The organism is Salinivirga sp., assembly GCF_055145285.1.
The window spans coordinates 1-24,641 of the sequence record NZ_JBSRDC010000061.1 but is presented as its reverse complement, the minus strand read 5'-3'; the positions used below and the strand labels follow the sequence as shown (position 1 = coordinate 24,641).

The window sequence follows — 24,641 nt, the reverse complement described above, 5'->3', positions numbered from 1 at the left end:
TTCTCCTTATTTTTTTATTGATTTACCGGGCTATTTTTTCTTCTATTCATTAAAACACGTATTATCAGAATGTTAATTGCAGATAGAACCACAAAAACGATAAAACCTCTTGCGTATCCGATTTCGCCGTAGTTTCCGGCAATAGCACCCATAATCGGTGGTATGGCAAAGCCACCAAAAGCACCCAGTCCGCCAACCCAGCCGGCAGCGCCGCCAACCGCTTTGGGAACATATAATGGAACCAGCTTAAATACTGCTGCATTGGCAATTCCCATCCCCAGTGCCAGAACTAATACAACCAGAATACTTACTAAAATAGTATTAGCAAAAGAGAGCGCTATGGCTGAAATTAAAATTGCTGCCATGGAAAACAATGCTACTTTTTCGCCTCCAATCTTATCGGCAAGATACCCACCGGGCACCCGAATGGCAGAGGCCAGGATGGAAAAGATAGCCGTAAAAACTCCTGCTTTAACGATTGAAAAGTCCTGAAATTCGCTCCAATATACCGGGAACCATGCAGTAAGTGCAATAAATCCACCAAATGTGGTAAAATAAAGGGCTACCAATGCCCACGTATTTTTTATTTTGGCTGAATTAATCAAACTATCTTTAACTCCACTGGTAGGAAATATTTCCTGTCCATCGCGGCGGGCTTTTTCTTTTGCTTCTTCATTTGACATGCCCATTTTGCGATACTGAAAAAAATATGCATTTACACCTATTATCCCATAAAGAACAGTTCCCAGGAGCAAAAATAAAAACCAGGCAAAATAGGCTAATATAAAACCATAATAAGATAGAAAAAGGGGGAGAAGCAGTGAAAAAATGCCCGGAGCAAGGTTTCCTACCCCCGCAAAAGTTCCTAATGCTGAACCTTGTTTTTTTACCGGAAACCAGTAGGAAGTTTGGCCAATTCCTACAGAGAAAGTTGCAATACCGCATCCACTTAAAAATCCGAAAACCAACACGAGCGGATACATACCCAGCATTCCATCGGGGTACGAAGTTATTAAAATGGTTGTTATACCTCCTAAACCGATTAAGCCCAATAAAAGTAAAATCATAAAAGGTTTCTTGCCGCCTGTGGTTTCTACCCAAGCCCCAAAGGGTATTCTGAGCAGAGAACCTGATAGTGCAGGAATAGCAACCAACAGCCCCAGCAATTCGGGCGACAGGTTCATTGCTTCTTTAAAGTTTGATGCAGTAGGGCCATAAAGCGAAACAGCGGCAAAGCCGAAGAAAAAACCCAATGTGGTACCCAACAACCCTTTTTGCGGATTACCTTTAGTTTTTATAATTTGCATATTACTATTTCAGTTTAAGTTTCACAAGTTTGTTAATGCTTTGTAAATCTATGAAGTTATAAACTAAAATACAATTTTTTCGTTCTCTTTTACGATACTTATATTTTAATATATTAATATCTTAAAAGCGTATAGAGTTAATTATTATACAGCCTTAATAAAACTCTGATAGTATATTTTCAAATATCAAATTTATAAGCCAAACCAAGAATGTAAGATAATTCTACATTGTCTTCAATATCAGCCTCTACAATGTAATAAAGCTCTATAGAATGATTCCCCAGTTCAAACTCACTTCCAAGGTATAATCTTAGATTTTTAATTATCTGTTCATCTGTATTATAATAAACCTCTGCAGCCATATAGGGTCGGTACAGGTTTGTTAATTTATAATCAAGTTTCAGCCTGTTTCTTAAATAAGTAACCTTGTCGCCTCCTGCATCTACATTAACCTGATACCTTAAACGGTTTTTTAGCTTTATGTCGTTATCAAATCGGTCAGACTTATATTGTAAATCAAAAGTGTAACGATTTTTATTATTGTAGTCTATATGATTACCATCATAGCTGTCTGATTCACCAGTAGCTTTATATCGGTATGAAATCCCGACATTTAACCAGTCGGCGGCTTCATATTCAATTTTAAATTGTCCAAGTAGCGAATAGTCCTTATCTTCAAAAGATAAACGTCTGATTTGCATTTCTGCATCGCTTTTCAGTTTAGGAATATCAGTGCCTACCCCTAACTCACCGCGTAATTCCTGTCCATGGACATAAAACCCATGAAATATTAAAAGTATTAGTATAAAAACTCCAGGCTTCATGGTTTCATAACAATTAGTTTTTGTGAAAATGTCATTCCTTCTGCACTTACACTAATAATATAAAAACCCGAGTTAAGCCCCGGGGACAATTCAATACCAGATTCAGCTGAAGGATAAGCCGATTGGTACATCAACCTACCATACAAGTCTCTAATGGTAACCCTTAGCGTTCCCTGTGTCCATTCTGCTTTTAACTTAAAGGACCCAGCAGATGGATTCGGAGAAATCTCAAGAGGATTGCCCAAATAATTATTGATTTGGGATTTCAAAGCTACGGGTCTTTGCATAGCAAAAGATTTTAAATCAACCATGTTTTTTTGCCATTTGCCATAATCAGTTGGGGTCCCCCACCTATAGCAATGCTCCGGCACTAAGGGTGCATATTTCTCTTCATATTCCTCAATTGTTTTAAGCACTCTTTCCGTGGCAAATGTGCTATTAAGGTGCCGTATTATTGCAGCCTTAAAATTCGCAGCAAAAGTACCATTCTGAAGCATGTGCCTTAAAATATGCGAAGCAAATGGCTTGTAATTATTAAAGGATTCATTATCATGACTGTATTCTCCCAAATGGTCGTAATTTGGTCGCAACATACAGGCATCACAATCGTAGAAAAAATAACGCCAGCGTGAGCTGTCAGTTTCCCACCGCCATAACCGTAAGTTGTTCTCAGGAAAATCTGTATTGGCAAAATATAGTTCCGCAGCATAATAATCGATGAGCGCCTCCAAATCAATTCTTCTTGCAGCTTCGCTATAAAAACCCGATGATTTGTGATCAACCGTCTCCAACCAGCTAACAAGTTGTTGATAATGGTCAAATTCACCCTCATCGGTTATTGCCCCTGAACCCGCATAAGCAATTATATTAATTGGCTGTATATCAACATTGTAATTTGAGGCCGTATAATATTCATCTTGCCGTTCTTTTAATCCATAAATACCCCAGTATTCGCCATTGAGAAAAACCACACACGTTTCTGTTGCTGTGTAATCTGTATTCATAGGCTTAATAAGGGAATGGGTTAATTCATCTTTGACAAGCGTATTGCCCCAATCTTTTGTAGAGCGTAAAAGTAAACGCTTATATCTCTGTATTTGTGGCTTCTGACTCAATAAAGGATAATTAAACCATGGCTGCCCGTATTCCGATCTGGCATAAAGGCGAAATGACTTTTGTGGTCTTGACCTGCTCCCGTTTCCATGAACACGAGCTCCTGCGGCCTGGTCTATAACTTTTATTCCAGCACTATCATATACCTCAACATGTACATCGCGCTCCCAGGCTTTACCACGACGGTTGAAATTTTGATGCGCCCCTTCCACATAAATTCCTTCTTCAGGATCGAATAAATTGTTTTCGTCTGTAATTAATGCCACGACAGGTACATCATAAGCGCCCTGAAAATGGCGCCCAATAAAATAGGTCTGACTAAAAACCCGGGAAGCCGGGCAGCCTTCAGAAAAAACCTGGGCCCTAACCACCTGGGCTTTTGAGATAGCATCTCCAACATCATAGTCATCTTCAACCTGATTGGCAAATCTTAAATTCTCAGGAGTTCTGTCATGCAGAATTATTTTGCCCGAATAAACGGATTCATTCATATCTGGTTCGTCACCATCGAGCGTGTAGCGAATTTCATTTTGGTTGTATAAATTTGAAAACTCTACCTCAATTGCCTGATCGTAAAATCCCCCTGCAAGATTGTACATCAATGAGTCAGGCAAAAAATTTATTGCAAAAACCTCAGCATCATTGTTTGACGTGCCCGGTGTTGGCATCAACACCTGCCTGTTGTCTTTCGCACCGTCGGGCTGGCATCCAAGCGATTTATTTGTTGGCACACACCTGATACTTGTAAAATCTATGATTTCATTATCAGGAGTTAACAAGAAAAGCTGTTCCTCCATAATACTCAGCTTAAAATCGCAATGTAATTCAGCACCACTGATCCGATTTTTATCTGAAAGAAAAACAACCAAATACTCCCCGGGCAACATAGTATAATCAGGAAATGACCAATGAGAGGTCTCAGTTGTATCGTCTGTTAATTGGTATCCGCGAAGATTTAATGGATCATTTCTTAAATTATAAAGTTCTACCCAGTCTGGGGTATCGCCATCTTCATCCTCAATGGTAGAATGATTAGAAAACATTACTTCATTAATCACCAAAGACTGTGCGTTTGAATCAAATATACTAACCGTAAGAGCAAAGCCACTGATAATTATTCTAAACCAAAAAGCGTTAAATATATATTGCATTTCAGGAATTTGCATTTAGTTTATAATTGATTTGATATTTACTTCCATATCAAGAAAATAGTGTCAATTAAAATTGACAATACCTAAAGAAAGCACAAGCATATCATAATGCACAGCCTCTCTATAATCAGGGTTATTGAAAGTTTCAAACTGCATTTGAGCAAACTGATGCCTGTAAGAAACACGAAACAAAACACTGATATTTTCAGACACCAATAGTTGCTTACCCAGGCCAGCATCAAAATATATTCCGCCCCGAAATTCAAGTCCCTCCACATCATCGTAGCCACTATACCACCCATGAGCATAACCTACTTGCATGGATAAAGCGGCAGGATTGTTCTTTTTGCTGGTGAGCCCATTCACTTCGGCAAAAACCGGTAAGAATTGCTCATCTTCGAGCACTGTAATGCCAGTTCCAACCCCGACGCTTACACGTTTACTAAGTTTTAAGCCATAAACACCCTGAATTTCAACACCAGGATTATACTCAAAATCTTGATTATAAACCTGACCACCAAAGATATACCCCCCGCTTATGCGTTGATAAAACTTAAAATCCCGGCGGTCAGGTTCGTTTTGCGCAAATACACAAAACCCCATAAAAATTATAAAAAACAGTATGAAAATTCGTTTCATTTCCTCTATTTAAGCTAATTAATTGTCTTGTTGAATTACAGTATAACTCTCTATATCATCAGCCATATTAGTATTATTCGGGTCTGAAATTTTGTAATAAACTACCAACTTGGCTGTATCTTTTAAGAAATCCACTTTACCCACTTCAACTCTAAAAATATCGAGTCCCAGTCTATTTCGGAGATCATCTTTTAGCTCCTGGCTTCTTGAAGGCACAATTAGGTCAATTTTATCATATTGCACAACCTTACTACTCACATGTGGAATACGCCACAGTTGCTCCAAAGACCAGGTAATAAGAATAATTACAAAATTAGTGGCCACCAGTTCTGCCATTGAAACCCCATTATTTGCCAATGCGTTAATTACTGCTACCCCAATAACTATAAACAGATAAGTCATTTCTTTAATAGGAATTTGCATGGTTCGATACCGAATTATACCGAAAACAGCAAAAAGGCCCAACGCCATACCCAACTCAAGTTTAACACTTTCGAGCATGTAGCTTAACAGAAAAATTACAGTACTGATTAAAAAATATGTGAAAAGATAGTCGCGACGTTTAGTTTTACTGTAATATAGATACCTCACGATGATAAAAAGCACTAATAAGTGCATGATCAATCTTACAGTAAAGATGCCTAAATCTGCACCATTCCATAGAGGAAGACTAATTAATTGTGTATTGATTTCAGCAAGCATAGCATAGATTTTTAACATGGTTAATTTTTTGTTTAAATAAATTCTGCTTTAGAGTAGGATTAAGCATAGCCATTCCAACACCATATTTACTCATCCCAGTAGGCTTAATACCTTGCTTTCGAAGCACTTCGAATATGGTTTTATCAATATCACTTTTTGCAGATTTCACCTCAGCCACTACAAGTTCCGGCAGGAGTATCTCTTCTCTACCACTAACAAATGCTAAGTCAGTATCAATTGTAACTCTCTGATTCATTTGCTTGTTCACTAGCGTAAACCGAAAAAAACTACTATCCATTACCGGCCGCAATCCCATAGGGTGATAAATTGAGTTGTTCGATACAAATTCAAAGTAGTGGTAAGGTATATTTTCGATTTTTTCAGGCAGATGCACCCTTATTTTTTGGGTAACGCCTTTATTATTTTTGTGTTTTATTTCCAAAAAAGTATCGCCTGAAGTATTATAGATGCGTTGTCTGATCTTGAAACGATTGGCACGCTGATTATGATGGGCAAAATACATACTCAAATCGTAAGTATCGAAATAGGTTGACACATAATTATGATTACTTACCTGATTGATAGTCAACACATAGAAATCATGGTATAGTTCAGGTATAATTTCATTTAATTGTGCCTTATTAAGTAAAAACTTATGATCAATACGTTTCATTAATTGAGCCTGCTCAATATCTTGCAAACTCACACTACTGAAAGAGATTAAATCAGCAGTGAGGTCGTTTTGCGTATTTTTAATTAAGTATTGCATGGTTTATGGGATTTATGTTACAAAACAACAATAACCTTCTAATATTCAATTTATTAACCCTTTGCTTTTTGTTTCACAATAGGATATACCTCTCCCCTGCACATCCATTGTACTTTTCATTTTTAATTTGGTCTTATATTATTTATCAACCCAGCCCTTAAAAGCAGCTGCTCTTAATCGGCTAATTTTCACCGTTCGATTAATTGGAGGTGAAAGTGTAACTTTTAATTTTCCACCTAAGTTATTTTCTACCTTAAAAACTGCGTTTATATTAATAATTGAACTTCTGCTGCTTCTATAAAACATATCAGGATCTATTTCCTTTTCAAGTTTTTCGAGTGTAGCATCCAGAAGATATTCTTCATTATTAAAATTTATAGCAAACGTATTATGGTTCTCTGTAATAAAACAAGCAATCTTTTCCACTTCCAGTTTTATCATTGACTTGCCATTGCCTACCATAAAACGCTTACGATATTTTCCAGGTGACATTATCAAATCAACAAGTTGCTTATAATCTGGCAAATCGGCCTGTTTTATCTGTCTATACAAGTGCTCGAATTTATCAATACTCTCTATTAATCGTTCTTGTTTTACAGGCTTAAGCAAATAATCAATGCTGTTGACCTGAAAAGATTGAATGGCATATTCGTCGTAGGCTGTTGTGAAAATAACCATACTTTCAACTTTCACCTGTTCAAAAATGGAGAAACAAATTCCATCATTCAGCTGAATGTCCATAAAGATTAGATCTGGTTCGATATGATTCTTTAGCCGGTCCACAGTTTCTTTCACAGACTCCAGTACAGTTTCAATTTCCCAGGTTGGACGCAATTCAGCAATCATACCCTGCAATAGTCTGCCATTGTGTATTTCATCTTCTACAATAAGTACACGCATAATTAAGCTTCTTTTAGAATTTTGTCATTTCCTTTCAATAAAGGAATACTAACTTCAAAATACTTTTCACTTTCTACAACACTAACCTCATTGTCAGAAAGCATCTTATATCTGTCGCATAAATTCTTAAGCCCTGTATGGGTTGAGTAACTACTTTGCTTTTTTTGTACATTATTGCGTACATATAGATTTCTCTCCCGGATATAAATATCAATATGTAACGGCATAGCAGCTGTTACAATATTATGCTTCAACGCATTTTCCACAATAAGTTGCAAAGCTAGAGGTGCTACCTCCGTTACAAAAAATTCAGCAGGAACGTTAATATTAACACGTAATCCCTTGCCCAATCGTTCCTGATGCAAGGTAATATAGCTCTTAATAAACTCTAATTCCTGTTTTAATGAAACAGTGTGTAAATCACGACTTTTTAATACATACCGGTATACATCGGTGAAATTTTGTGTAAAGTTGACAGCTTTTTCCTTGTCATAAATAATCAGAGAGGTAAGCACACTTAAATTATTAAACATAAAATGCGGATTAAGCTGATCTTGCAGCGTATTGTAATCCATTCTGAGCTTCTCCTGCTTCATAAGTTCAACTTGTTTCTGCACATGATGCCATTTTTCCATGAGCCTTATTATTAAAAGACTACTTGATGCCAGCGTTACAAAAACCAAACCTGTGGCAATGCTGACATATACCATATGAAGTTGTCCATCTGCTTTATAATTTAGTATATTAACTGTTCCTTGATGCACCAGCACAACCAAGCCCAAACTAACAAATAACTGCACCATTAACCGATGGCGTATATACTGGGGGATTGGAAGAAACCTTTCTAAAATATTGTCGAATATAATGTTCAATTCACTCAGAATATTAAATGCAACAACCACAACAACGAAGTCTATTAGCCGGGGAACAGGTGTTCCATTTGTGAGTGTTATCAAAATCAATTTAAGTGAAAGCACTGCAATCAGACTCACAAAAACAAACCTAAATAGGATTGATGTAGGCGCATACGAAGGCAGTCGACTAATAAAACGCTCTGTGGGTATATCATTTGTTGAATAATGCATATCTCTGTGTTGTATTACCATGTTAATGCAAAAATAAGTCTAAAAATATCACAGTTAAGACCTATGATGCTGAAATGCTATTTTATTTGCGCCAGTTGTAGTATTCTATAGCTAAAATGTAAAAAAATATTAATTCCGGTTAATTAACTTAGGATTCCATGGAATCAACCCTCTTGTTGATTTGAATCTTTATGCTCTTTTACGAGCTCAACAAATAATGAAGAAGGTGCCTTCTTTAATTCCTGAGTTATCAACATTTCCCATGGCAATTGTTTGATATTTTCCAAAGTCCTTAGCAGCATGTTCTTATTGCTCCGTATTTCGTGCAATAAAAAAAGTAGTTTCCCAGAAGAAATATTTACAGGCTGAACTAATTCATTGCTAATCTCTTCTAATAGCAAAAAATACAAAGTTTCTTTATCTCGCAAATAATAATGCACAGACGCTTTATTCACCCCTGCTCCTTTTGCTATTTCATCAATTGTGGTGCCTTTGTATCCATTCAAAATGAAACAACTAAATGCCGATTTTTTTATATTCTCTTCCTTTTTCATTTTTCAAATATTTCTTGTTCAATTTAATCTTTTCCATTCCATCTCTTTGCTGAAAAAATATTTAGAGCCTTCTATTAAAATGGTGTTTTTATTGACCTGCAGTATTTCCAGGTCTACGGTAATGCCTTTGTCGGGGCCATACATTCGACCTTCAATCCACCTATTTTTTTGCTCATCGTATACCAGATTCCAGATAATTACTTTACCCACTAACCGCTCCTTCCGTTTCGATTCATCCGGGTTTTCAACATCATAAATTTCTCCATTGGCAAAATCATATAGAGCCACAATTTTTCCATGATATTTGTTATCTATTTTAAAAATTTTAACCTCCAAACCATTTGGCATAAGGTAATTACCCAGGATAATATCTCCATGTTGTGCTTTTAGTGCAGAAATAGTCAATAGCAAAATAACCACAAGAAAGATGGTGATATGATACATTTTCATTGTCTTCATAAAAATTTCGATTAACTGCTTTTTGATTTAGAAATTGTACTTAATTTTGGTATAAACCATTGTGTTATCTCTATACTGGCCAAACCGGCCGTCTTTATTGCCTGTAAAAATATTGGCGCCTGCCAGAATGCTGAACCCATCTTCAAAATCGTATGTAACTTTGGGTCTGAGGAGTGCATCTTCATTGTTTAATCCTAAATAAGTGAAAAGTTCCAGATGTAATGTTTCGTGCAGCAGGTCATACTTTGCCAAAAATGTCATGGTGTTATCCAGTTCATCTTGTTCAATATCGGCATTGTAGTCAATAATTGCTTCCTGAATAAACTGTGTACTAAAGTTAATGTCTGCAATAATAAAATCCATGCCGGCCAGGTAGTGTACATAATCTTTTTTCACCAATGCGTCAGTTTGGGTTGGGTCGGTTGTGTTGAAATATTTACCATGATAATAGGCTCCTTCACCCCGGAATATGATGCCGGCAATTTCTGTGCTGAACGATCCGCCGCCAACAGTTAACCGGTGATGTTCCGGTGTAATGTTAAGTCCCGTAAGCACCGGCTGACCGGAAGACATGTCAAATTCCTTTTCGATGTGCATGGCCGGGTTATCATCCCAGGTGTAACCGCCCATAATTTCAAAATCGATTTTTGAGGTAAGCGCCGAGTATTTGGCAAAAAACTCACTATTTTCCAGCGTAGGCTCAATTTCCGATTGCGACCAATCGAAGGTGGCAGGTGCGGGAAAATCAGGCGACTGGTACCAGATTGATTTGCCTGGCGGCATTTGAGTTGCGGTAAGCTGCGGAATCCATATCAATTCAACAATATCGGTGCCGATATAATAGTTAAGCTTGGCTGCTGTTACACCCTGCCTGATTTCACGGAAATCGGGCAACAGGAATTCACTGAGGTCCAATGGCGAAACAATATCGGTAATAAATACACCATCGGCTTTGCCCCATACAACCTGTTGTTTTCCTATGCGCAGGTCGAATTTTTTAAAATACAAATCAAGGTACAATTCACGTAAGCGGAAATCAAGGCTGTCTGTTCCATAAGAATAGAGCATTGGGTTGGCCTTGAGCAACGATTTGTCGCCTCTGCGTTCGAAATTGAGGTCGAGTGTGTTTTGTAAAATTGAAAAGTCGCCATTGTCGGTCAATACTCCTATGTAATTGCGTGCATAACCGTTTATATCAATGTTTTGAGTAAATGCCGGCAGTGTAAACAATAGTATTGCTGCAGTGCTGAATATGATTTTCAAGTTTCTCATTTCTTTTATTTTTTAGTTGTTAGCTTTTGACGGTTTGAGTTCCTGAATTTTTTTCCTGGTTCAAAAGCTGAGTTTTTCTGTCATAATGCCGAAACGCACGACATTCAGGTCATGGTCGAAATAGATGTTGTAATAATCTCTGCCGTGATACAACTGTACAAAAAACCCAATCTCCTCGAAAAAGGACGGATGGTAATAGAGCGTCAATTTTGCTATGAGCCTGTCCAGGTTTACGTTGTCTACATTGTCCAACTTACCGAACAACCAGGTCAGTTCGCTTTTCACAGAAAATGGTGCTTTATCTTGTGGTTTTGTTTCATTATCGTATAACTTGAAAATATTCAACGCAATTTTCCAGCGATAGCGACCATAATTATCGTCTATTTCTCCCATCATCCATCCTTTAGGATGCACTTCAAAAGAAGACTGGATGATTTGATGGGCATTAAAAAAACGACTGTAACGGGTTTTAAACAGCCCCAATTCAAAATAATTGGTAGCAAAATTGCCTGATTTCCGGTTGATGCTGCCGTCTGGCAGGTAAAATGCTTCATCCTGGCCATTGGAATGGTGCCCGATTTTTCCCCTTAGCGTCAGAGAGTTTGATTCTTCTCCGTATAACCGATAGTAAACGCTAATGTGTGGAATATAACTTGGTGTTCGCACGGGGTACGACGCTTCCTGGTACATTCGTATAATTATCTGAGGCGTAAGCACACCCATTAAACGGGCATTTTTCGATTGACGGATCATGAAGTTGGGCTTTACATTGCCTTCGAACCACAAGGGCTCCAAATTCCCTATATCGGTTGGGAAAGTAATGTAGCTGTTACCCGCTCCAATTTCTGCCAGCTGATCCAGTTTAATGGCAGGTTCCGATTGTGCCCATATTGCACTAACACTCAAAAGTAAAAGCCCGATGATTATTACATTTCTCATTTCAATGTATTTTGGGTGTGTATTTCCAGCTCAGTTTTTCTAACTTTCCGGTGTTCTTTCTACCATTTCCCGAATTCCACGAATAGCCGCTTAACTGTTTGCAGATTTATTAGAACCCTCTTCGTGTTAATTCGTGCTATTCGTGGACTTATATTCTTAGGTTATTCGTGGCCTACAATCCGCGCATCATCATACGTTGCGAAAATTTGCTGTCAGAAACGCCTGTATTGATTTCTACATTTGTCAGTTCCATTTTTGTTTTGTGCTCTCTCTGCACATTTTCCATTTCTGAATGGGTGATAATGTCAAATCCCGACACTTTTTTATAATTCTTAATGTGAAGTATTTTCAGCAATTCACCATCCTCGTCGTAAAATTCTTTTTTTACACCAATAAAGTTTTCCTTATTGATCCATGTGATGGTTTTCGAATACATGTAGTCGGGGTCTTTTGATACACTCTCTACTACGTAGCAGTCTTTGTCATCTATTGTTTCTGATCGCAAGAGCTTATGTTTATCTTCGTCTACCTTACGGTCGCCAAGGTCATCGTACGTAAAGTCCGAGCCCATGAAATAATCGCTTTTGCTGTCGCTCGAAATGCGTTTTACTTTGCGAAGTGCTGGCAGATAAATCCACTGGTCATCGGCTCTATCGTCGCTATATGAAAAGTTCATGAACGATGTATTTTTTACATCGGCCGGAGCCAGAAAAAACATGATGCTTTTTTCTACCTTGCCATCGTCGCGGGAAAACTGTTTAATTTCCCTTACGCGATCGCTTCCACGACTGTTGATCAGCGTCATCTTCAGATTTGAAATCTGGTCTTCGCCAGTAGGTCGGTTGTACGATTTGTTAACAATATCGCGTCCGGACATTGTTTGTGCGCTCAGTGCGCTGGTAGCAGCTATTAAAATAACTGCAAATACGGTTTTGAAAAATTTAATTCGTTTCATAGTTTCTATTTTTTTAATGGTTCTGATTTTTTCATAAATGGTTTGGTTACATGGAGCAATACTAGCATGATGGTTACTGTGCCCAGAAAACTGGTAAACATGTTGAATGATACCAATGCGCCAAGCGTACGGTTGGGTGGAAAAACCGAGAAAAGTAAGACAAGGAACCCGGCAATTACGACTATTGCATTGTAGCTGATGGCCCTTCCCGAATGGTTCATGGTATGTTGTGCCGCCTTTAACCTGTCGCCCGTATCTCTAATGTTGAGCTTATATTGTTCAATAAAATGCACGGCGTAGTCAATCCCAATTCCGATAGCAATGCTCGATAACAGGGCACTTGTAGTGTTTAGCGGAATATTGAGGAACCCCATCACACCAAAACTGATAAGAGCTGTAACAGTAATAGGGACCGCGCCAATTAAACCGGCTTTGATGTTTTTGTACATCAGTCCCAACAAAATAATCACGATAAATAGCGACATGATAAGGCTTTTAATTTGTCCTTCGAGAATTAAATCGGTAAATACTAATCCTGTGTAGCCGCTACCGGCGTAATTTATATCAATACCTTTATCCTTAAAATTGCCTTCGTACTGATCGATAATTGACAAAGCCGAATTAATCGCTTTGGTATCGTCACTTTTAAGCTGAAAATTTACATTCAGTTTTGAGTAATCGTAATCTACTACACGGTCGAGATTTTCGGGGTCGCCCGACATTTCGTAAAGCAGCAGGTATTGCGCAACCATATTTTGCGTTGGAGGGATTTTGTTAAACGCTTCATCATCAGCATTCATCACCTTATTCATCCGTTTTAGGTAATCTGTAAGCGAGAAGGTTTGCCCTACAATATGCAGACTATCGTCCACATGGTTTTCCATTTCTTCTACAAGCCGCAAAACATGGGGTTGTTTAAAAATGTCTTTCCCGTTATTTCCAGCATCCAGAATCAGGTTCAGGTTTGTTGTTCCACCAAAATGTTGGTTGATAAACGCATCGGTTTGCACAATATCGCTGTCTTTTTCAAACTTGTCCAGGAAACTGGAATTGATCCACACTTTTTGTAATCCGATGATTGATAGTGCAATAATTGCCGCAGTTACAATAATTGACCATTTTTTGTGTAAAAGAACTTTTCCGGCAAAATGGTTGGCCCATTCCCTGATTTTAGAACCTGATTGTTCTTGTTCAGTTTTTACACGTGGCAGGCCAAAAATTATAATTCCGGCCGGAATGAATACGAGTGAGAAGAGCATGGCCGTCATGACGCCAAAAGCTGTGAATATTCCGAAATATTTGATCGGGTAAACTTCCGAAGTAAGCAACGAAATAAAACCTACCGATGTGGTAATGGATGTAATTGCAACGGGTTTCCACATTTTTTGGAGCATATCTTTCACTGCATCTATTTTAGAGGCGCCCTCGTTATGCCTGAGGTACAGTTGTAAATGGGAGTAAAGATGAATCCCGTCGGCCACCCCAATGGCTATGAGCATTACCGGCATCATCGTGGTAACCGAATAAATGGGAATGCCCAGGATGGCCATCAGTCCGAAAGCCCAAAGCACGCTAAAAAACACCACAGACAAGGTAAGCAATGTACTTTTTACGCTGCGAAGCATGAGGTACAACACTAATATAATGACGACAAGCACGATAGGAACCATGCGTTTCATATCAGCCGGACCCAGCAACGCAAGCGTGCCTTCGACAATGGGACGCCCGGCCACATGAACTTTAATATCATTTGTCTCCTCAGCCTCGGTTGTGGCCAGAATACGGTCATAAAATTCCTGTGTAAAAACCGAATCATTAATTTCAGCCATAATCAACACCACTTGGCCATCTTCAGAAACTATGCGACCGTGGGTCATCTCGTTGGTTTCTACATTTTGCCGTAGCTTTTGCAGGGCTTCGTCAGATTTTGGCACCCGTGTGAAAAAAGGCTTTACATCGAGCCCCAACTCCGTGCCAGTAATGTTGTCGGCGGTGTAAAGCGAGGTGACATCATCTTTATCGATTTCCTTCATGCGCTGCAACCTTTTGGTGAGCTGTTTGAGCGTATCGAGCGTTTCAGTGCTGTAAATACCGCGCTGATCTTCGATGGCCACAATAATGCCGTCTTTAATATCGAACCAATCTTCGGCACTGTCGCTGTAAACAAATGCCGGGTGGTCTTGCGGCATGTACTCGTCCAGGTCGGTTTCCATGCGCGAATTGTCCTTCATGAACCAGAAGAAAACTACGCCCAACACCAGGGTAGTAATTGTTACTAACCAGGGCGTTTTTAATAAGTGCTGTAATAATTTTTCCATAATAGTGAATATTAACTAACTTTAGAATTGAAAAAAAGTGAAGTGTAGACTCCACTTTACTAACAATAAGTTATTTGATTAATGTTAAAATATCTTCAATTACTTTATCTCCTTCCCTCTCAAGATCGAAGGAAAATGCAGAAAACTGCCAGTTTTTTACGAATAGTCGCAAGGTCCCTAAAATAATGGTCGACAGGTTCTTCGCATCAATATCATTTCTGATTTCACCGGCTTTTTGACCATGTACGATGATTTCTGCCACCATTTGTTGGTTCCGTTCAATTATTTCAGTGATTTTATCAACCAGCAAAGGTTCATTCCTGAAAATTTCTTCTGAAAAGATTACCGCTGATAGTGCAGGAGTTGCTGCTATAATTTTAAAATGATGCTTGAATAACATGCTGATTTTTGCTATTGCCGAATCTTCTTGGTTTAGTTTCTCTTTAAAAATTTGCATACTATTGTTCTGAAACAGTGCTAATACGGCCGATAGAATTTGTATTTTATTTTCGAAATGTCGATATATAGCAGGTTCACTTATACCTATCTTTTTCGATAAGTTTTTAATAGTAAGCCCCTGGATTCCTTTTTTATTAATGAGCTCGAGGGCTGCGTTTATAATTTCTTGTTGGCGTTGTGTATGCATTTGTTAATTTTTTAAGTATCTTTTTCAACTATATATACGCACAAAGTTAGTTAATGTTCGCTAACCTGCAAAATTTTTTATTGAAATTTTAGACAAAAAGAATATAAGTAGTTACTAAGCAGGTATTTGCTTCAGGTTTTTTTTTTAGTATCGGCCGGAGAGATCAAGAAAGAAATTTCAACAGATTCTAATACTTTTCTATTTGTATTTTAAGCTAACCCGGATTATGCATGTCATTAGCTTTATGAATTTGCTCTTGACGAAGCAACTCCCAAAACCAGACTGGCAGTGGAGACAATTCCATCATTTGCTCCAAGAACCGCTGCACGAAGCCAGCCAACCCGTTGTGTTTTGTGTGTTTTATATGTCGTTTTTAAGTGACAAGCACTTAACAATTAACAAACCTGGCCCGGAGAATTTTTAAAACTTCTCCGGGCCGGGTTCATATCGTTGTAGAACATTTTTTTGTGTCTATTCATCACCGACACCATGTGGGGGGCCAGCCTGAATCTTTTGGTAGAGTTTATGAGTATAAACAATATACTTGACATAACTATCCACCCATTGACGGCCGGCTTCTAAACTTTTGTCTTTTTTCTTACTGGCCTCCAAGGCTTTTTGGAACCACCTGGAGGTCTCTTGTTCCAATTCCTCTTTAAGAAGGGTTTGTAAGGGGCCAATATCGCCGGTTTCCAAGGCTTTTTCCGCTTTCGCGATATCTTTAGGATTGGGGCTGGCGGGTTTCAGGCCGGTAAATGGCATGCCTTCCGCTGCACGGTGTAACCTTACAGCCGTTTCCATAAAATAATCTGTGGCCAGTTTGCGGGCTTCACCCCCGTTTTTATAAACTACAAGTGTTTGTTTGAATTTCGCTTGAAGCTCTTCTTCCTGCTCTTCACCGACCCATATAACAATTTTGCTGAAATCTCCGGATTTTAGGGCTTCCCTCGCGTCTTTGGCAACGGGCCCGTTTTCCCTATCGCAATGTGCAAAAGCTGTGTTTGACATCAAAAAAATAAATGATGTCAGTAATAAAATCGCATACAATTTTGTTTTTTGTACCATGATAATCCTTTTTTAAATGATTAATATTAAACTATTTGGAAACAAAAGTATGATGCTTCTTTAAGCTGTGCGACCTACTTTGTAATGTAGTACCCATTTAGCAACGATAAAAAGACCTGATTTATAAAACAGTCCCCGTAGAAAAACAAGTAAACTATTGGAGTGCTGCTCTTAAATTTGATTTCTAAATTCACTCGGGGTAAATCCTGTCATTTTTTTAAATACCCTGTTAAATGCCGATTTAGTATTAAAACCACTATCGAAGGCAATTCCTAAAAGAGACAAATTTTCAAACTCAGGATTTTTCATCCTTGATTTTACTTCATCTACCCTGTATTGGTTAATAAAATCGAAGAAATTAAGATTAAACTGTTCATTTATAACCCGCGAAAGATGATGCGAAGGTATATGAAGTTTATTGGCTAACTCAGGTAGTGAAAGGTTGGCATCCAAATACGGTTTTTCTTTGCTCATAAAATGCCGTATTTGGCTTACATATTTTTTTGCCTCAGATTCTTTCAATACTACACCGGCATACTTCGTCTTCGGTTCCGTTACGTATTCAACGCGGTTATCGTGATATTGAATAAAAATTTCTTTTTGCCTTAGCCCGAAATACCCTATTAAGATAATAAAAACGGACAACGAAAGAGATAAGCCGTGCGTACAAAAAATCCATGTGAACATTCCAAAAATATGATGAACCGTAGTAAAAATCATTAAAACAGTCCAGATAGCACCAAAAGTATAAACAAGCTTTCTTAACCAGTCGAGGTTAACATTCTCATACGATGAGAAATTATTGAAGATGTTAATATCCAATTTTTTAAATCGCCGAATTGACAAAACAAAATAGAATGGGCCGGATAAAACGGTAATAATCAGGAAAAAATTGAACAACAGAGGAACCCCGGCTTCACTTTCCACATGGTCTAATCTTATTCGTTCTGATATTTCAGGGAAAAAGGAAGCAATTATTATAAAAAGATTGAATAGGATAAAAGGAACAAAATGGAACAATTTTTTCCTATCTAATTGAAATTTTTGGTCAATCAATGCAGAAATATATAAAAACAAGAATGGGCCATGAAGTAGGAGTAAGGAAATAAAGCTTGCTGAAAGGAGGTGAAAATCTGTAAATAGTTTATTTGAAAACAAAGCGTATATGCCGATGTATAAACCTAAATAAATAAGCCAGTAAATCAGTATTCTATCATGTAAGGCCTTTTTCTTTTGCAAAATCAAAACAGCAAAGAATATAGCATTGAAAGAGGCTATTAAAAATATATATTTCACTCGTTTATAATTTTGATTTTAATGGTTCCTGCTTCAAGCGGCAGAATCTCCCATTTGTTGATTACCAAGTTTTTACTTTTACTGTTCCAAATAATCATGCTTTCCGCTTTCATGGAACAGGCTATGTGTTAAAAGTCCTGGCATGGAGGTTTCAAATATAAAAAGATTATCTGTAATTTTTTGCAGACCAATAAAAAATCAATTGGGAGTATAGTGGGGGCCTCGCGGTGAGTGAGACCCTCACTACTCATTTTAAATTTCAATGCTTTAGGACAAACTATATATCACTTTTCCGACCATTTTTTATTTTATATACTTTTTGAACATCCGATACGTAGATAATACCATCGCCACGGTCACCTGTTCGGGCTTGCTCATTTATAATACTGACAATTTTTTCTTCATCACTGTCATTACAAACCACTTCAATTTTTGCCACTTCGGTATTGGTAATCGAAAACTCAGTTGAAATTTCTGTTTCATCTGATTTCAAAGTACCTGTTCCTTCGGCTTTTGATACCGTCAGGTTGGGAAAACCGGCATCTTTCAAATGATGAAAGACATCCATTACCTTAAAAGGTTTGATAAAAGCTTTTATTTCTTTCATAGTTCATTATTTTTTGTTGCATTAATGGGCATGCCCGCTGTGCCCGCTACCGCCTTTTTTCATTTCGGATAATAGTGCCTGGGCATTGCTAACGACAAATTTGGCCGTGGTCATATGCACTATATCCGCTGAAAAACCTGAAAATCCGGCCTGGGTAATTCCCTTATTGACCTGCACTTTTTCAAACACATAAAAATGGTTGCCTTCAGCATGTGCTTCGTTACTATGTGCATCATGGGCCGCTTCATGTTGATGGATATGTTCTTTTTCAGCTTTTTCAGCTGAATGGTTGTGCTCTTCACCTGAATTAGCATCATGCGCTTCTTCCTGGTGGGCATGAGTTTCTTCGCCGGCATGGTTTTCTTCAACATTACCTTCGCGTTTTAAAACGAACACATAATCTTTTCCGCCATCGGAAACAAAAGCAGCCTCGGGGAGCGTATGTTGGTTTTTGCCGCCTGTTTGGATGTAGGCAATAACCGACATGCCGGGCAGCATATTTTCGTTTATTTCTTTGATGTCGGCGTGAACAATTGCTGTGCGTTGTTCTGTATCGAACCTCCTGCCCATTTTTATGATTTCGCCTTCCATGGGTCGTTTCATGGTATTATTAGCCAGGTTGAAGGTGATTTTTTGACCGGGCGTTATTTTATTGATATCCTTTTCATACACCTTCAAATCAATGTGTGTTTTTTCGTTTGCTGTAATATGGAAAAGCGATTGTTGCGGTGTAACATGGCTGCCTGTATTGATTTTCACCTGCGCAATATAACCGGATATCGGCGCTTTTAAAGCATATCCATCCCTGATATTTTCTGGCGTTAAATTCTCCGGGTCGATATGGATAAGCTGAAGTTTTTTCTTCAGGCTTTGCATTTTGCCCCTGTTCGATTGGTATGCAGCCCTGGCGCTCTGAACCGTTTTTTGCGCATTCACACTGTCTTCAAGCAACTTTTTTTGTCGCAGGTATTCGGCTTTCAGGTATTCATTCTGGCTGCGTGCATCCAGAAACTCCTGTTGCAAATTTACAATGTCGGGATGCACTATGCGGGCAATAGCCTGACCTTTACGTACATAATCGCCTTCCATTACACGAATATCGCTGATTATTCCTCCAATCAGGGCGCTTACCGAGGCTTCATCGGATGGGGCAAGTACAAGCTCGCCAAACGATTTAACCACGTTAGATAATTGTTGTTCCGTAATTTCTCCTAATTGAATACCGGCACCTTTCATCTGTTTTCCGGTAATCAGCACTTCGTTTTCGTCCAATTTTTCTTTTATGGCATGAAGGGCTTCATTGTGTCCCTCCTCTGCTTTTGCTGCTTCGTGATCGTGCCCTGCATGTTCTTCTGTTGTATCTTGTTGCTCTTTTGAATTTATGTCCGATGAGCAGCCGTATAAGGCCATTCCAAACAACAAGGAAAAAATGATTGGTTTAGCTTTTATTTTTATAGTGTTCATTGTATTGCAATTTTTATAATTCATGATTTATTGTCCGATAAGATATTGAAGTTCAATGATGTTTTGATTATACATTTTTAATTTGTCCAGATAATTCAACCGGATTCGTGTAGCCTGGTCAAAAAACTGGATATATTGCAAATAATCAATGTTTCCGGCTTCATATTGCTTCGAGGCGCTTTTAATAATCATATCGGCCTCCTTCAACCGGCTGTTTTCAAAGTAATCCAGTTGCTGACTGTAGGTTTCCAGATTTTTCATGATATTATTATAGGCCGTCATCATGTCATTTTCAACCTGCCGGAAATCTTCGTACGATGCTTCAGCCGCAATTTTTGCAGCCTGGTTTCTGCCTTTTTCAGCCCAGATATCAAGTGGAATACGAAGGCCTAATTCAAAGGCTGAGAAACTATCGTTACCTGTAAAATCATTTTGACTGTATCGGAAGAAAGGGTCGGGCCATGAAATAGATTTGACAGCTTTACTTTCTGCCTGCTTTGTTCTCCATTTTTGCTTAAAAAGCACTACATCCGGATTTGAATTCAGCGAATCCATTCCGGTGTAACTATTTTCCATAGCCATTTTACTTAATTGGTTTTCAGCAATCTTTATCGTATCATTTACAAACAGCCTGTTCATCAGGGTATTTGTATTGCGAGCAAGCAGATTAAGCGCTTCTTCTTCAGCTACTTTTATTTCCTTGTATTTTGCCTGGGCCGATACTTTTTCGAGGTAAGAGACATCACCGGTTTCATACCGAAGTTTTCCGGCCTTGCTAAGTTCACTGAATATCTTTTTCAAATCTTCCAAAAGCTTTACCTTCTCTTTTGCAAAAAGCACATTGAAATATGCTGAGCGAACATCTCTTATCAATTGTGCTTTGCGCTTTCCCAAATCCGTTTTGCTTTGTGCAATGCGTTGGTTTGCCAGCTTGCTCCCGGCAATATATTCCATAGGATTATTAATTTCCTGTTCAACCGACCATTTTTTCAGTCCCGCTGCATTATTCTCCTTTTCATAAGCCATCTCGGTATCCGGTAAATCCCATGCTGTTTTTTTCAGCTTTTGTTGTTGTTTTACCTGTAATTCCCCGGCTTTGATGTACGGATGGTTTTTCAGGGCAATTTCTATGGCTTCTTTCACATTGTCAATCTGAACAGATTGCTTAACAGGTTCTTGCGCAAAGTTTGTTGCCGGAATCATCAAAGCTATTCCCAACAGTCCCATTATAAGCGGCTTGTTGAATCTTTTTCCGTTCCGTGACAACATTTGGCCTAAAGAAGGAACTTTATGCATTCGTTCGCTGAATGAATAAATAATAGGCAGTAAAACCAGCGTAAGCAAAGTGGCTGTAACCAGCCCGCCTACTACAACTGTAGCCAGGGGCTTTTGCACTTCTGCGCCCGAAGATGTGGATACGGCCATTGGTAAAAATCCCAGTGCATCGGTAAGTGCTGTGAGAATTACAGGCCGCAACCGCATGTCTGTTCCATGATATATTCGTTTAAAAACATTCCTCATACCTTCTGCTTTTAACTCATTAAAGAAACTCATAAGCACAACGCCATTAAGCACCGCTATACCAAAAAGTGCGATAAATCCTACACCTGCCGAAATACTAAACGGCATGCCCCTGAGCCATAAAGAAAAAACACCTCCAATAGCCGCAAGTGGAACTGCCGAGAACACGAGCAAGGATTGTTTTAACGAATTGAAAGTGAAATAGAGCAAGGTAAAGATAAACGCCAATATTAGTGGTACCACCCACGACAGTCGTGTTTTTGCACGCTGAAGGCTCTCAAAATCTCCTTCGTATTTTATGTTGTAACCTTTTGGTAAATTGAGCTTTTCACCAAGTTGTAGCTGAACGGCCTGAATGAACGATTCTGTATCCCGGTCGCCTACATTGATATCCACTTCAATTTTTCTTTTTACCGCTCTACGTGAGATAGATGCCGGACCCGCCTGCATTCGTATATTTGCCACTTCTTTTAGTTGTACTTGTTGACCGTTGGGCCGCTTAATATACAATTCGCCCATGGAACGCGGGTCGTTGCGGAATTCCTCCTTCAATCGTACAACTTGTGAAAATTGTCTTTCGCCTTCGTAAATAATTCCAGCTTTTGCTCCGGAATAACCTGCCTGAATGGTGCGGTTAACCGTTTCAATATCAAGGTTATACCTTGCCAGTTTATCGCGGTCATAATCAATTACAATTTGTGGGAGACCAATTACTTTCTGAACATTCAAGTCGCCCGCGCCGGGAATTTCGCTGATAATCCCTTTGGCTTTTTGTCCGTAGTGGTACAAGGTATCCAGGTTGGTGCCGTAAATATTCATAAGAATATCTGCTGTAGAGCCGGTGAGCAAGTGTTTGAATAGCATTTCGATAGGTTGCGCAAAGAAAAAGCTAACCCCGGGAACTGTAGCCGACATTTCCTGTTTCATCATCGCTTCCAGTTCATCTTTAGTTTCGGCCCGCTTCCATTCCTCCTTCGGTTTCAGGTTGATAATCATCTTAGCCATTTCGAGCGACATGGGGTCGGTGGGGATTTCGCCGGTCCCGATTTTTGTGGCAACTTGTTTCACTTCGTCAGGAAATTCACTGAGCAGCACTTTTTCCAGCTTCGTGTTTATTTCCACTGTTTCCGTAAGGGATGTACCCGGCTGTAAGATGGGGTGAATGGCAAAATCGCCTTCGTCTAACTGAGGAATAAACACAGAACCCATTCTTCCAAAAATAAGGATTGCGCTTATTAGTAGCAGGATGATAACAGATGTTACGGCATATCGGTAACGAAGTGCTTTTCTTAAAACAACCCTGTATCCGTTGCGTACCCGGTCAAAAATTTTAGCGGCCAGGCCGGGCTTATCCGATTTTTCAGGACGCAGCAAGAGCGCCGACATCATGGGCACGTAGGTCAGACATAAAATGATGGCGCCTATAAGTGCCGAACCAAATGCAATAGCCATGGGCCGGAACATTTCGCCTTCCTGTCCGGTAAGCGTAAGTATGGGAATAAAAACAATCAGGATAATTATTTGACCGAAAAAGGCAGTCCGCATCATCCTGCCCGAAGACCAGATGGTAATTTCATTGAGTTTCGTTTTCAATTCTTTTCCTTTGAGGTTTCTCAGCGACTTTACATGCCTGCTGATTTGGAATACGGTAAACTCGATGATAATCACCGCGCCGTCAATAATAATCCCGAAGTCGATAGCCCCGAGACTTATCAGGTTAGCCGAAAAATCAAAGGTGTACATAATTCCCAGGGCAAAAAGCAGGGAAAGGGGAATTACCGAAGCGGTAATTAATCCCGAACGGAAGCTTCCCATCAGGAGAATTAGAACGAAAATAACGATTAAGGCTCCCAATGCCAGGTTTTCGGTTACCGTGTTTGTGGTTTTACTAATCAGCGAAGAACGGTCGAGAAAAGATTTCATCTGCACGCCCTCCGGAAGTGCAGCCTTTACTTGTGGCAAACGCTCTTTTAAATTGGCAATTACCTCTGCGGGATTTTCTCCGCGTAGCATCATGATTTTGCCTCCCACAGCTTCGCCTTTGCCGTTGTATGTAAAAGCGCCAAAACGTGGTGCACTTCCATATTGCACAGTTGCAACATCGCCAATTTGTAAGGGCGTACCGTTGTTGTTTTTCAGCACAATTTTGCGGATATCATCCAGCGACTGCGTTAAACCCTGTCCGCGAACAAAATATGCGCGTCTGTTTTTCTCAATGTAGCTTCCGCCCGTGTTGGCGTTGTTTTTCTTTAAAGCATCATAAATGTCTGTTATGGCAAGGTTGTAACTTCGCAACCTGTCGGGGTCCACTGCCACCTCGTATTGTTTCAGGTAGCCACCCATGGTGTTTACACCCACAACACCCGGAATATTAATCAGTTCCTTTTTAACAATCCAATCCTGTATTTCGCGCAAGTCCATGGCGTCGTAAACCGTATCGTAGCCGGGTTTTGTTGACAAAACATACTGGTAAATCTCGCCCAGTCCTGAGGTCATGGGCCCCATTGTCGGTTTACCTGCCCCGGCAGGTAATTTATCGGCTGCGCTGTTTAATTTTTCCTTAACCAGCTGACGGGGCTTATACATGCCCATGTCATCCTCAAAAACCAACGTAATGTCGGATAATCCAAACTTTGAGACCGACCGAATTTCCTTTAAACCCGGCAAATTTCCCATCTCAAGTTCGATGGGATAAGTAATCAGCCGTTCAACTTCCTCCGTTGCCAGGTCGGGAGTGTACGTGGTGACCTTCACCTGATTGTTCGTCAAATCGGGCAGCGTACTTAACGGCAAATTAAACGCCGAATACATCCCCCAGCCAATCCAGGCAAAGATAAACAACCCGATAATAAATTTATTTCTGACTGAAAATGTTATGATTTTGTTTATCATTTCATCCGTTTATTTTTATTATTCTTCACTGTATTGTTTTATATGGGGTATCCGATCAACACCCGTGATTTTCGTTAATAATTTTATCATATGTTAAAGGCTCTGCAATAACAGCCTGTTCAAGTAACCGCATAAACAATAAACCTCTACTATTTGATGTTCT

At 39.2% G+C, this 24,641-nt stretch carries 21 protein-coding genes and 1 pseudogene; all 22 read right to left on the bottom strand.

The genetic code is table 11. From position 1 onward, the window contains the following. Positions 1 to 14 precede the first annotated feature (14 nt). Entirely contained in the window at positions 15 to 1,307 is a 1,293-nt protein-coding gene (locus ACTB0Y_RS12375) for an MFS transporter (RefSeq protein WP_463207139.1), read from the bottom strand. 179 nt (positions 1,308 to 1,486) lie between these two features. Continuing rightward, a complete protein-coding gene (locus ACTB0Y_RS12370) occupies positions 1,487 to 2,131 on the bottom strand; it encodes a DUF2490 domain-containing protein (RefSeq protein WP_463207138.1) in 645 nt (214 codons plus the stop codon). Then, positions 2,128 to 4,395 (bottom strand): CotH kinase family protein, encoded by a 2,268-nt coding sequence (locus ACTB0Y_RS12365; RefSeq protein WP_463207137.1) that lies wholly within the window; start codon positions 4,393 to 4,395, stop codon positions 2,128 to 2,130. Before ACTB0Y_RS12365 ends, ACTB0Y_RS12370 begins: the two co-directional genes overlap by 4 nt. A 63-nt stretch (positions 4,396 to 4,458) precedes the next feature. Beyond that, positions 4,459 to 5,034 (bottom strand): hypothetical protein, encoded by a 576-nt coding sequence (locus ACTB0Y_RS12360; RefSeq protein WP_463207136.1) that lies wholly within the window; start codon positions 5,032 to 5,034, stop codon positions 4,459 to 4,461. Between the two features lie 18 nt (positions 5,035 to 5,052). Continuing rightward, positions 5,053 to 5,754, bottom strand: coding sequence for a DUF4956 domain-containing protein (locus tag ACTB0Y_RS12355; protein WP_463207135.1), 702 nt, complete (start codon positions 5,752 to 5,754; stop codon positions 5,053 to 5,055). After that, on the bottom strand, positions 5,726 to 6,505 hold the full coding sequence (locus tag ACTB0Y_RS12350; RefSeq protein WP_463207134.1) for a polyphosphate polymerase domain-containing protein: 780 nt from the start codon (positions 6,503 to 6,505) through the stop codon (positions 5,726 to 5,728). The genes ACTB0Y_RS12355 and ACTB0Y_RS12350 overlap by 29 nt, the downstream gene beginning before the upstream one ends. A 138-nt stretch (positions 6,506 to 6,643) precedes the next feature. Further along, positions 6,644 to 7,405: a LytR/AlgR family response regulator transcription factor gene (locus ACTB0Y_RS12345; RefSeq protein WP_463207133.1), complete on the bottom strand. Its 762-nt coding sequence runs from the start codon at positions 7,403 to 7,405 to the stop codon at positions 6,644 to 6,646. Between the two features lie 2 nt (positions 7,406 to 7,407). Further along, positions 7,408 to 8,490 carry a sensor histidine kinase gene (locus ACTB0Y_RS12340; RefSeq protein ID WP_463207132.1) on the bottom strand — a complete coding sequence of 361 codons (1,083 nt, stop codon included), beginning with the start codon at positions 8,488 to 8,490 and terminating at the stop codon, positions 7,408 to 7,410. 164 nt (positions 8,491 to 8,654) lie between these two features. Then, positions 8,655 to 9,044, bottom strand: a complete 390-nt coding sequence (locus ACTB0Y_RS12335; protein WP_463207131.1) for a TetR/AcrR family transcriptional regulator — start codon at positions 9,042 to 9,044, stop codon at positions 8,655 to 8,657. 18 nt (positions 9,045 to 9,062) lie between these two features. Beyond that, positions 9,063 to 9,503 carry a DUF2147 domain-containing protein gene (locus ACTB0Y_RS12330; RefSeq protein ID WP_463207130.1) on the bottom strand — a complete coding sequence of 147 codons (441 nt, stop codon included), beginning with the start codon at positions 9,501 to 9,503 and terminating at the stop codon, positions 9,063 to 9,065. 27 nt (positions 9,504 to 9,530) lie between these two features. Beyond that, the gene (locus ACTB0Y_RS12325; protein WP_463207129.1) at positions 9,531 to 10,775 is read right to left on the bottom strand and encodes a DUF1302 family protein; all 1,245 of its coding nucleotides are present in this window, start codon (positions 10,773 to 10,775) and stop codon (positions 9,531 to 9,533) included. A gap of 60 nt (positions 10,776 to 10,835) precedes the next feature. Further along, entirely contained in the window at positions 10,836 to 11,714 is an 879-nt protein-coding gene (locus tag ACTB0Y_RS12320) for a hypothetical protein (RefSeq protein WP_463207128.1), read from the bottom strand. Between the two features lie 172 nt (positions 11,715 to 11,886). Continuing rightward, the gene (locus ACTB0Y_RS12315; protein ID WP_463207127.1) at positions 11,887 to 12,669 is read right to left on the bottom strand and encodes an outer membrane lipoprotein-sorting protein; all 783 of its coding nucleotides are present in this window, start codon (positions 12,667 to 12,669) and stop codon (positions 11,887 to 11,889) included. A gap of 5 nt (positions 12,670 to 12,674) precedes the next feature. Then, positions 12,675 to 14,987, bottom strand: a complete 2,313-nt coding sequence (locus tag ACTB0Y_RS12310; RefSeq protein WP_463207126.1) for an efflux RND transporter permease subunit — start codon at positions 14,985 to 14,987, stop codon at positions 12,675 to 12,677. Between the two features lie 70 nt (positions 14,988 to 15,057). Beyond that, positions 15,058 to 15,633 (bottom strand): TetR/AcrR family transcriptional regulator, encoded by a 576-nt coding sequence (locus ACTB0Y_RS12305; protein ID WP_463207125.1) that lies wholly within the window; start codon positions 15,631 to 15,633, stop codon positions 15,058 to 15,060. A gap of 242 nt (positions 15,634 to 15,875) precedes the next feature. Beyond that, positions 15,876 to 16,028, bottom strand: a complete 153-nt coding sequence (locus ACTB0Y_RS12300; RefSeq protein WP_463207124.1) for a VIT1/CCC1 transporter family protein — start codon at positions 16,026 to 16,028, stop codon at positions 15,876 to 15,878. 76 nt (positions 16,029 to 16,104) lie between these two features. Further along, positions 16,105 to 16,698, bottom strand: a complete 594-nt coding sequence (locus tag ACTB0Y_RS12295; RefSeq protein ID WP_463207123.1) for a DUF6448 family protein — start codon at positions 16,696 to 16,698, stop codon at positions 16,105 to 16,107. Positions 16,699 to 16,869: 171 nt separating this feature from the next. Further along, on the bottom strand, positions 16,870 to 17,520 hold the full coding sequence (locus tag ACTB0Y_RS12290) for a helix-turn-helix domain-containing protein (protein ID WP_463207122.1): 651 nt from the start codon (positions 17,518 to 17,520) through the stop codon (positions 16,870 to 16,872). 751 nt (positions 17,521 to 18,271) lie between these two features. Next, on the bottom strand, positions 18,272 to 18,601 hold the full coding sequence (locus ACTB0Y_RS12285) for a P-II family nitrogen regulator (RefSeq protein WP_463207121.1): 330 nt from the start codon (positions 18,599 to 18,601) through the stop codon (positions 18,272 to 18,274). A 21-nt stretch (positions 18,602 to 18,622) separates the two neighbouring features. Next, on the bottom strand, positions 18,623 to 20,065 hold the full coding sequence (locus ACTB0Y_RS12280) for an efflux RND transporter periplasmic adaptor subunit (RefSeq protein ID WP_463207120.1): 1,443 nt from the start codon (positions 20,063 to 20,065) through the stop codon (positions 18,623 to 18,625). Positions 20,066 to 20,092: 27 nt separating this feature from the next. Further along, a complete protein-coding gene (locus ACTB0Y_RS12275; RefSeq protein WP_463207119.1) occupies positions 20,093 to 24,478 on the bottom strand; it encodes a CusA/CzcA family heavy metal efflux RND transporter in 4,386 nt (1,461 codons plus the stop codon). A 55-nt stretch (positions 24,479 to 24,533) separates the two neighbouring features. Further along, positions 24,534 to 24,641: pseudogene (locus tag ACTB0Y_RS12270) on the bottom strand (IS1595 family transposase); the annotation flags it as partial.

Excerpts from the sequence above, each read along its gene's own strand:
- ACTB0Y_RS12360 (WP_463207136.1), bottom strand. The coding sequence starts at position 5,034 with ATGAAACGAATTTTCATACTGTTTTTTATAATTTTTATGGGGTTTTGT.
- ACTB0Y_RS12370 (WP_463207138.1), bottom strand. The coding sequence starts at position 2,131 with ATGAAGCCTGGAGTTTTTATACTAATACTTTTAATATTTCATGGGTTT.
- ACTB0Y_RS12375 (WP_463207139.1), bottom strand. The coding sequence starts at position 1,307 with ATGCAAATTATAAAAACTAAAGGTAATCCGCAAAAAGGGTTGTTGGGT.
- ACTB0Y_RS12365 (WP_463207137.1), bottom strand. The coding sequence starts at position 4,395 with ATGCAATATATATTTAACGCTTTTTGGTTTAGAATAATTATCAGTGGC.
- ACTB0Y_RS12350 (WP_463207134.1), bottom strand. The coding sequence starts at position 6,505 with ATGCAATACTTAATTAAAAATACGCAAAACGACCTCACTGCTGATTTA.
- ACTB0Y_RS12295 (WP_463207123.1), bottom strand. The coding sequence starts at position 16,698 with ATGGTACAAAAAACAAAATTGTATGCGATTTTATTACTGACATCATTT.
- ACTB0Y_RS12340 (WP_463207132.1), bottom strand. The coding sequence starts at position 8,490 with ATGCATTATTCAACAAATGATATACCCACAGAGCGTTTTATTAGTCGA.
- ACTB0Y_RS12330 (WP_463207130.1), bottom strand. The coding sequence starts at position 9,503 with ATGAAGACAATGAAAATGTATCATATCACCATCTTTCTTGTGGTTATT.
- ACTB0Y_RS12325 (WP_463207129.1), bottom strand. The coding sequence starts at position 10,775 with ATGAGAAACTTGAAAATCATATTCAGCACTGCAGCAATACTATTGTTT.
- ACTB0Y_RS12275 (WP_463207119.1), bottom strand. The coding sequence starts at position 24,478 with ATGATAAACAAAATCATAACATTTTCAGTCAGAAATAAATTTATTATC.
- ACTB0Y_RS12315 (WP_463207127.1), bottom strand. The coding sequence starts at position 12,669 with ATGAAACGAATTAAATTTTTCAAAACCGTATTTGCAGTTATTTTAATA.
- ACTB0Y_RS12335 (WP_463207131.1), bottom strand. The coding sequence starts at position 9,044 with ATGAAAAAGGAAGAGAATATAAAAAAATCGGCATTTAGTTGTTTCATT.
- ACTB0Y_RS12320 (WP_463207128.1), bottom strand. The coding sequence starts at position 11,714 with ATGAGAAATGTAATAATCATCGGGCTTTTACTTTTGAGTGTTAGTGCA.
- ACTB0Y_RS12305 (WP_463207125.1), bottom strand. The coding sequence starts at position 15,633 with ATGCATACACAACGCCAACAAGAAATTATAAACGCAGCCCTCGAGCTC.
- ACTB0Y_RS12355 (WP_463207135.1), bottom strand. The coding sequence starts at position 5,754 with ATGTTAAAAATCTATGCTATGCTTGCTGAAATCAATACACAATTAATT.
- ACTB0Y_RS12285 (WP_463207121.1), bottom strand. The coding sequence starts at position 18,601 with ATGAAAGAAATAAAAGCTTTTATCAAACCTTTTAAGGTAATGGATGTC.
- ACTB0Y_RS12345 (WP_463207133.1), bottom strand. The coding sequence starts at position 7,405 with ATGCGTGTACTTATTGTAGAAGATGAAATACACAATGGCAGACTATTG.
- ACTB0Y_RS12280 (WP_463207120.1), bottom strand. The coding sequence starts at position 20,065 with ATGAACACTATAAAAATAAAAGCTAAACCAATCATTTTTTCCTTGTTG.
- ACTB0Y_RS12310 (WP_463207126.1), bottom strand. The coding sequence starts at position 14,987 with ATGGAAAAATTATTACAGCACTTATTAAAAACGCCCTGGTTAGTAACA.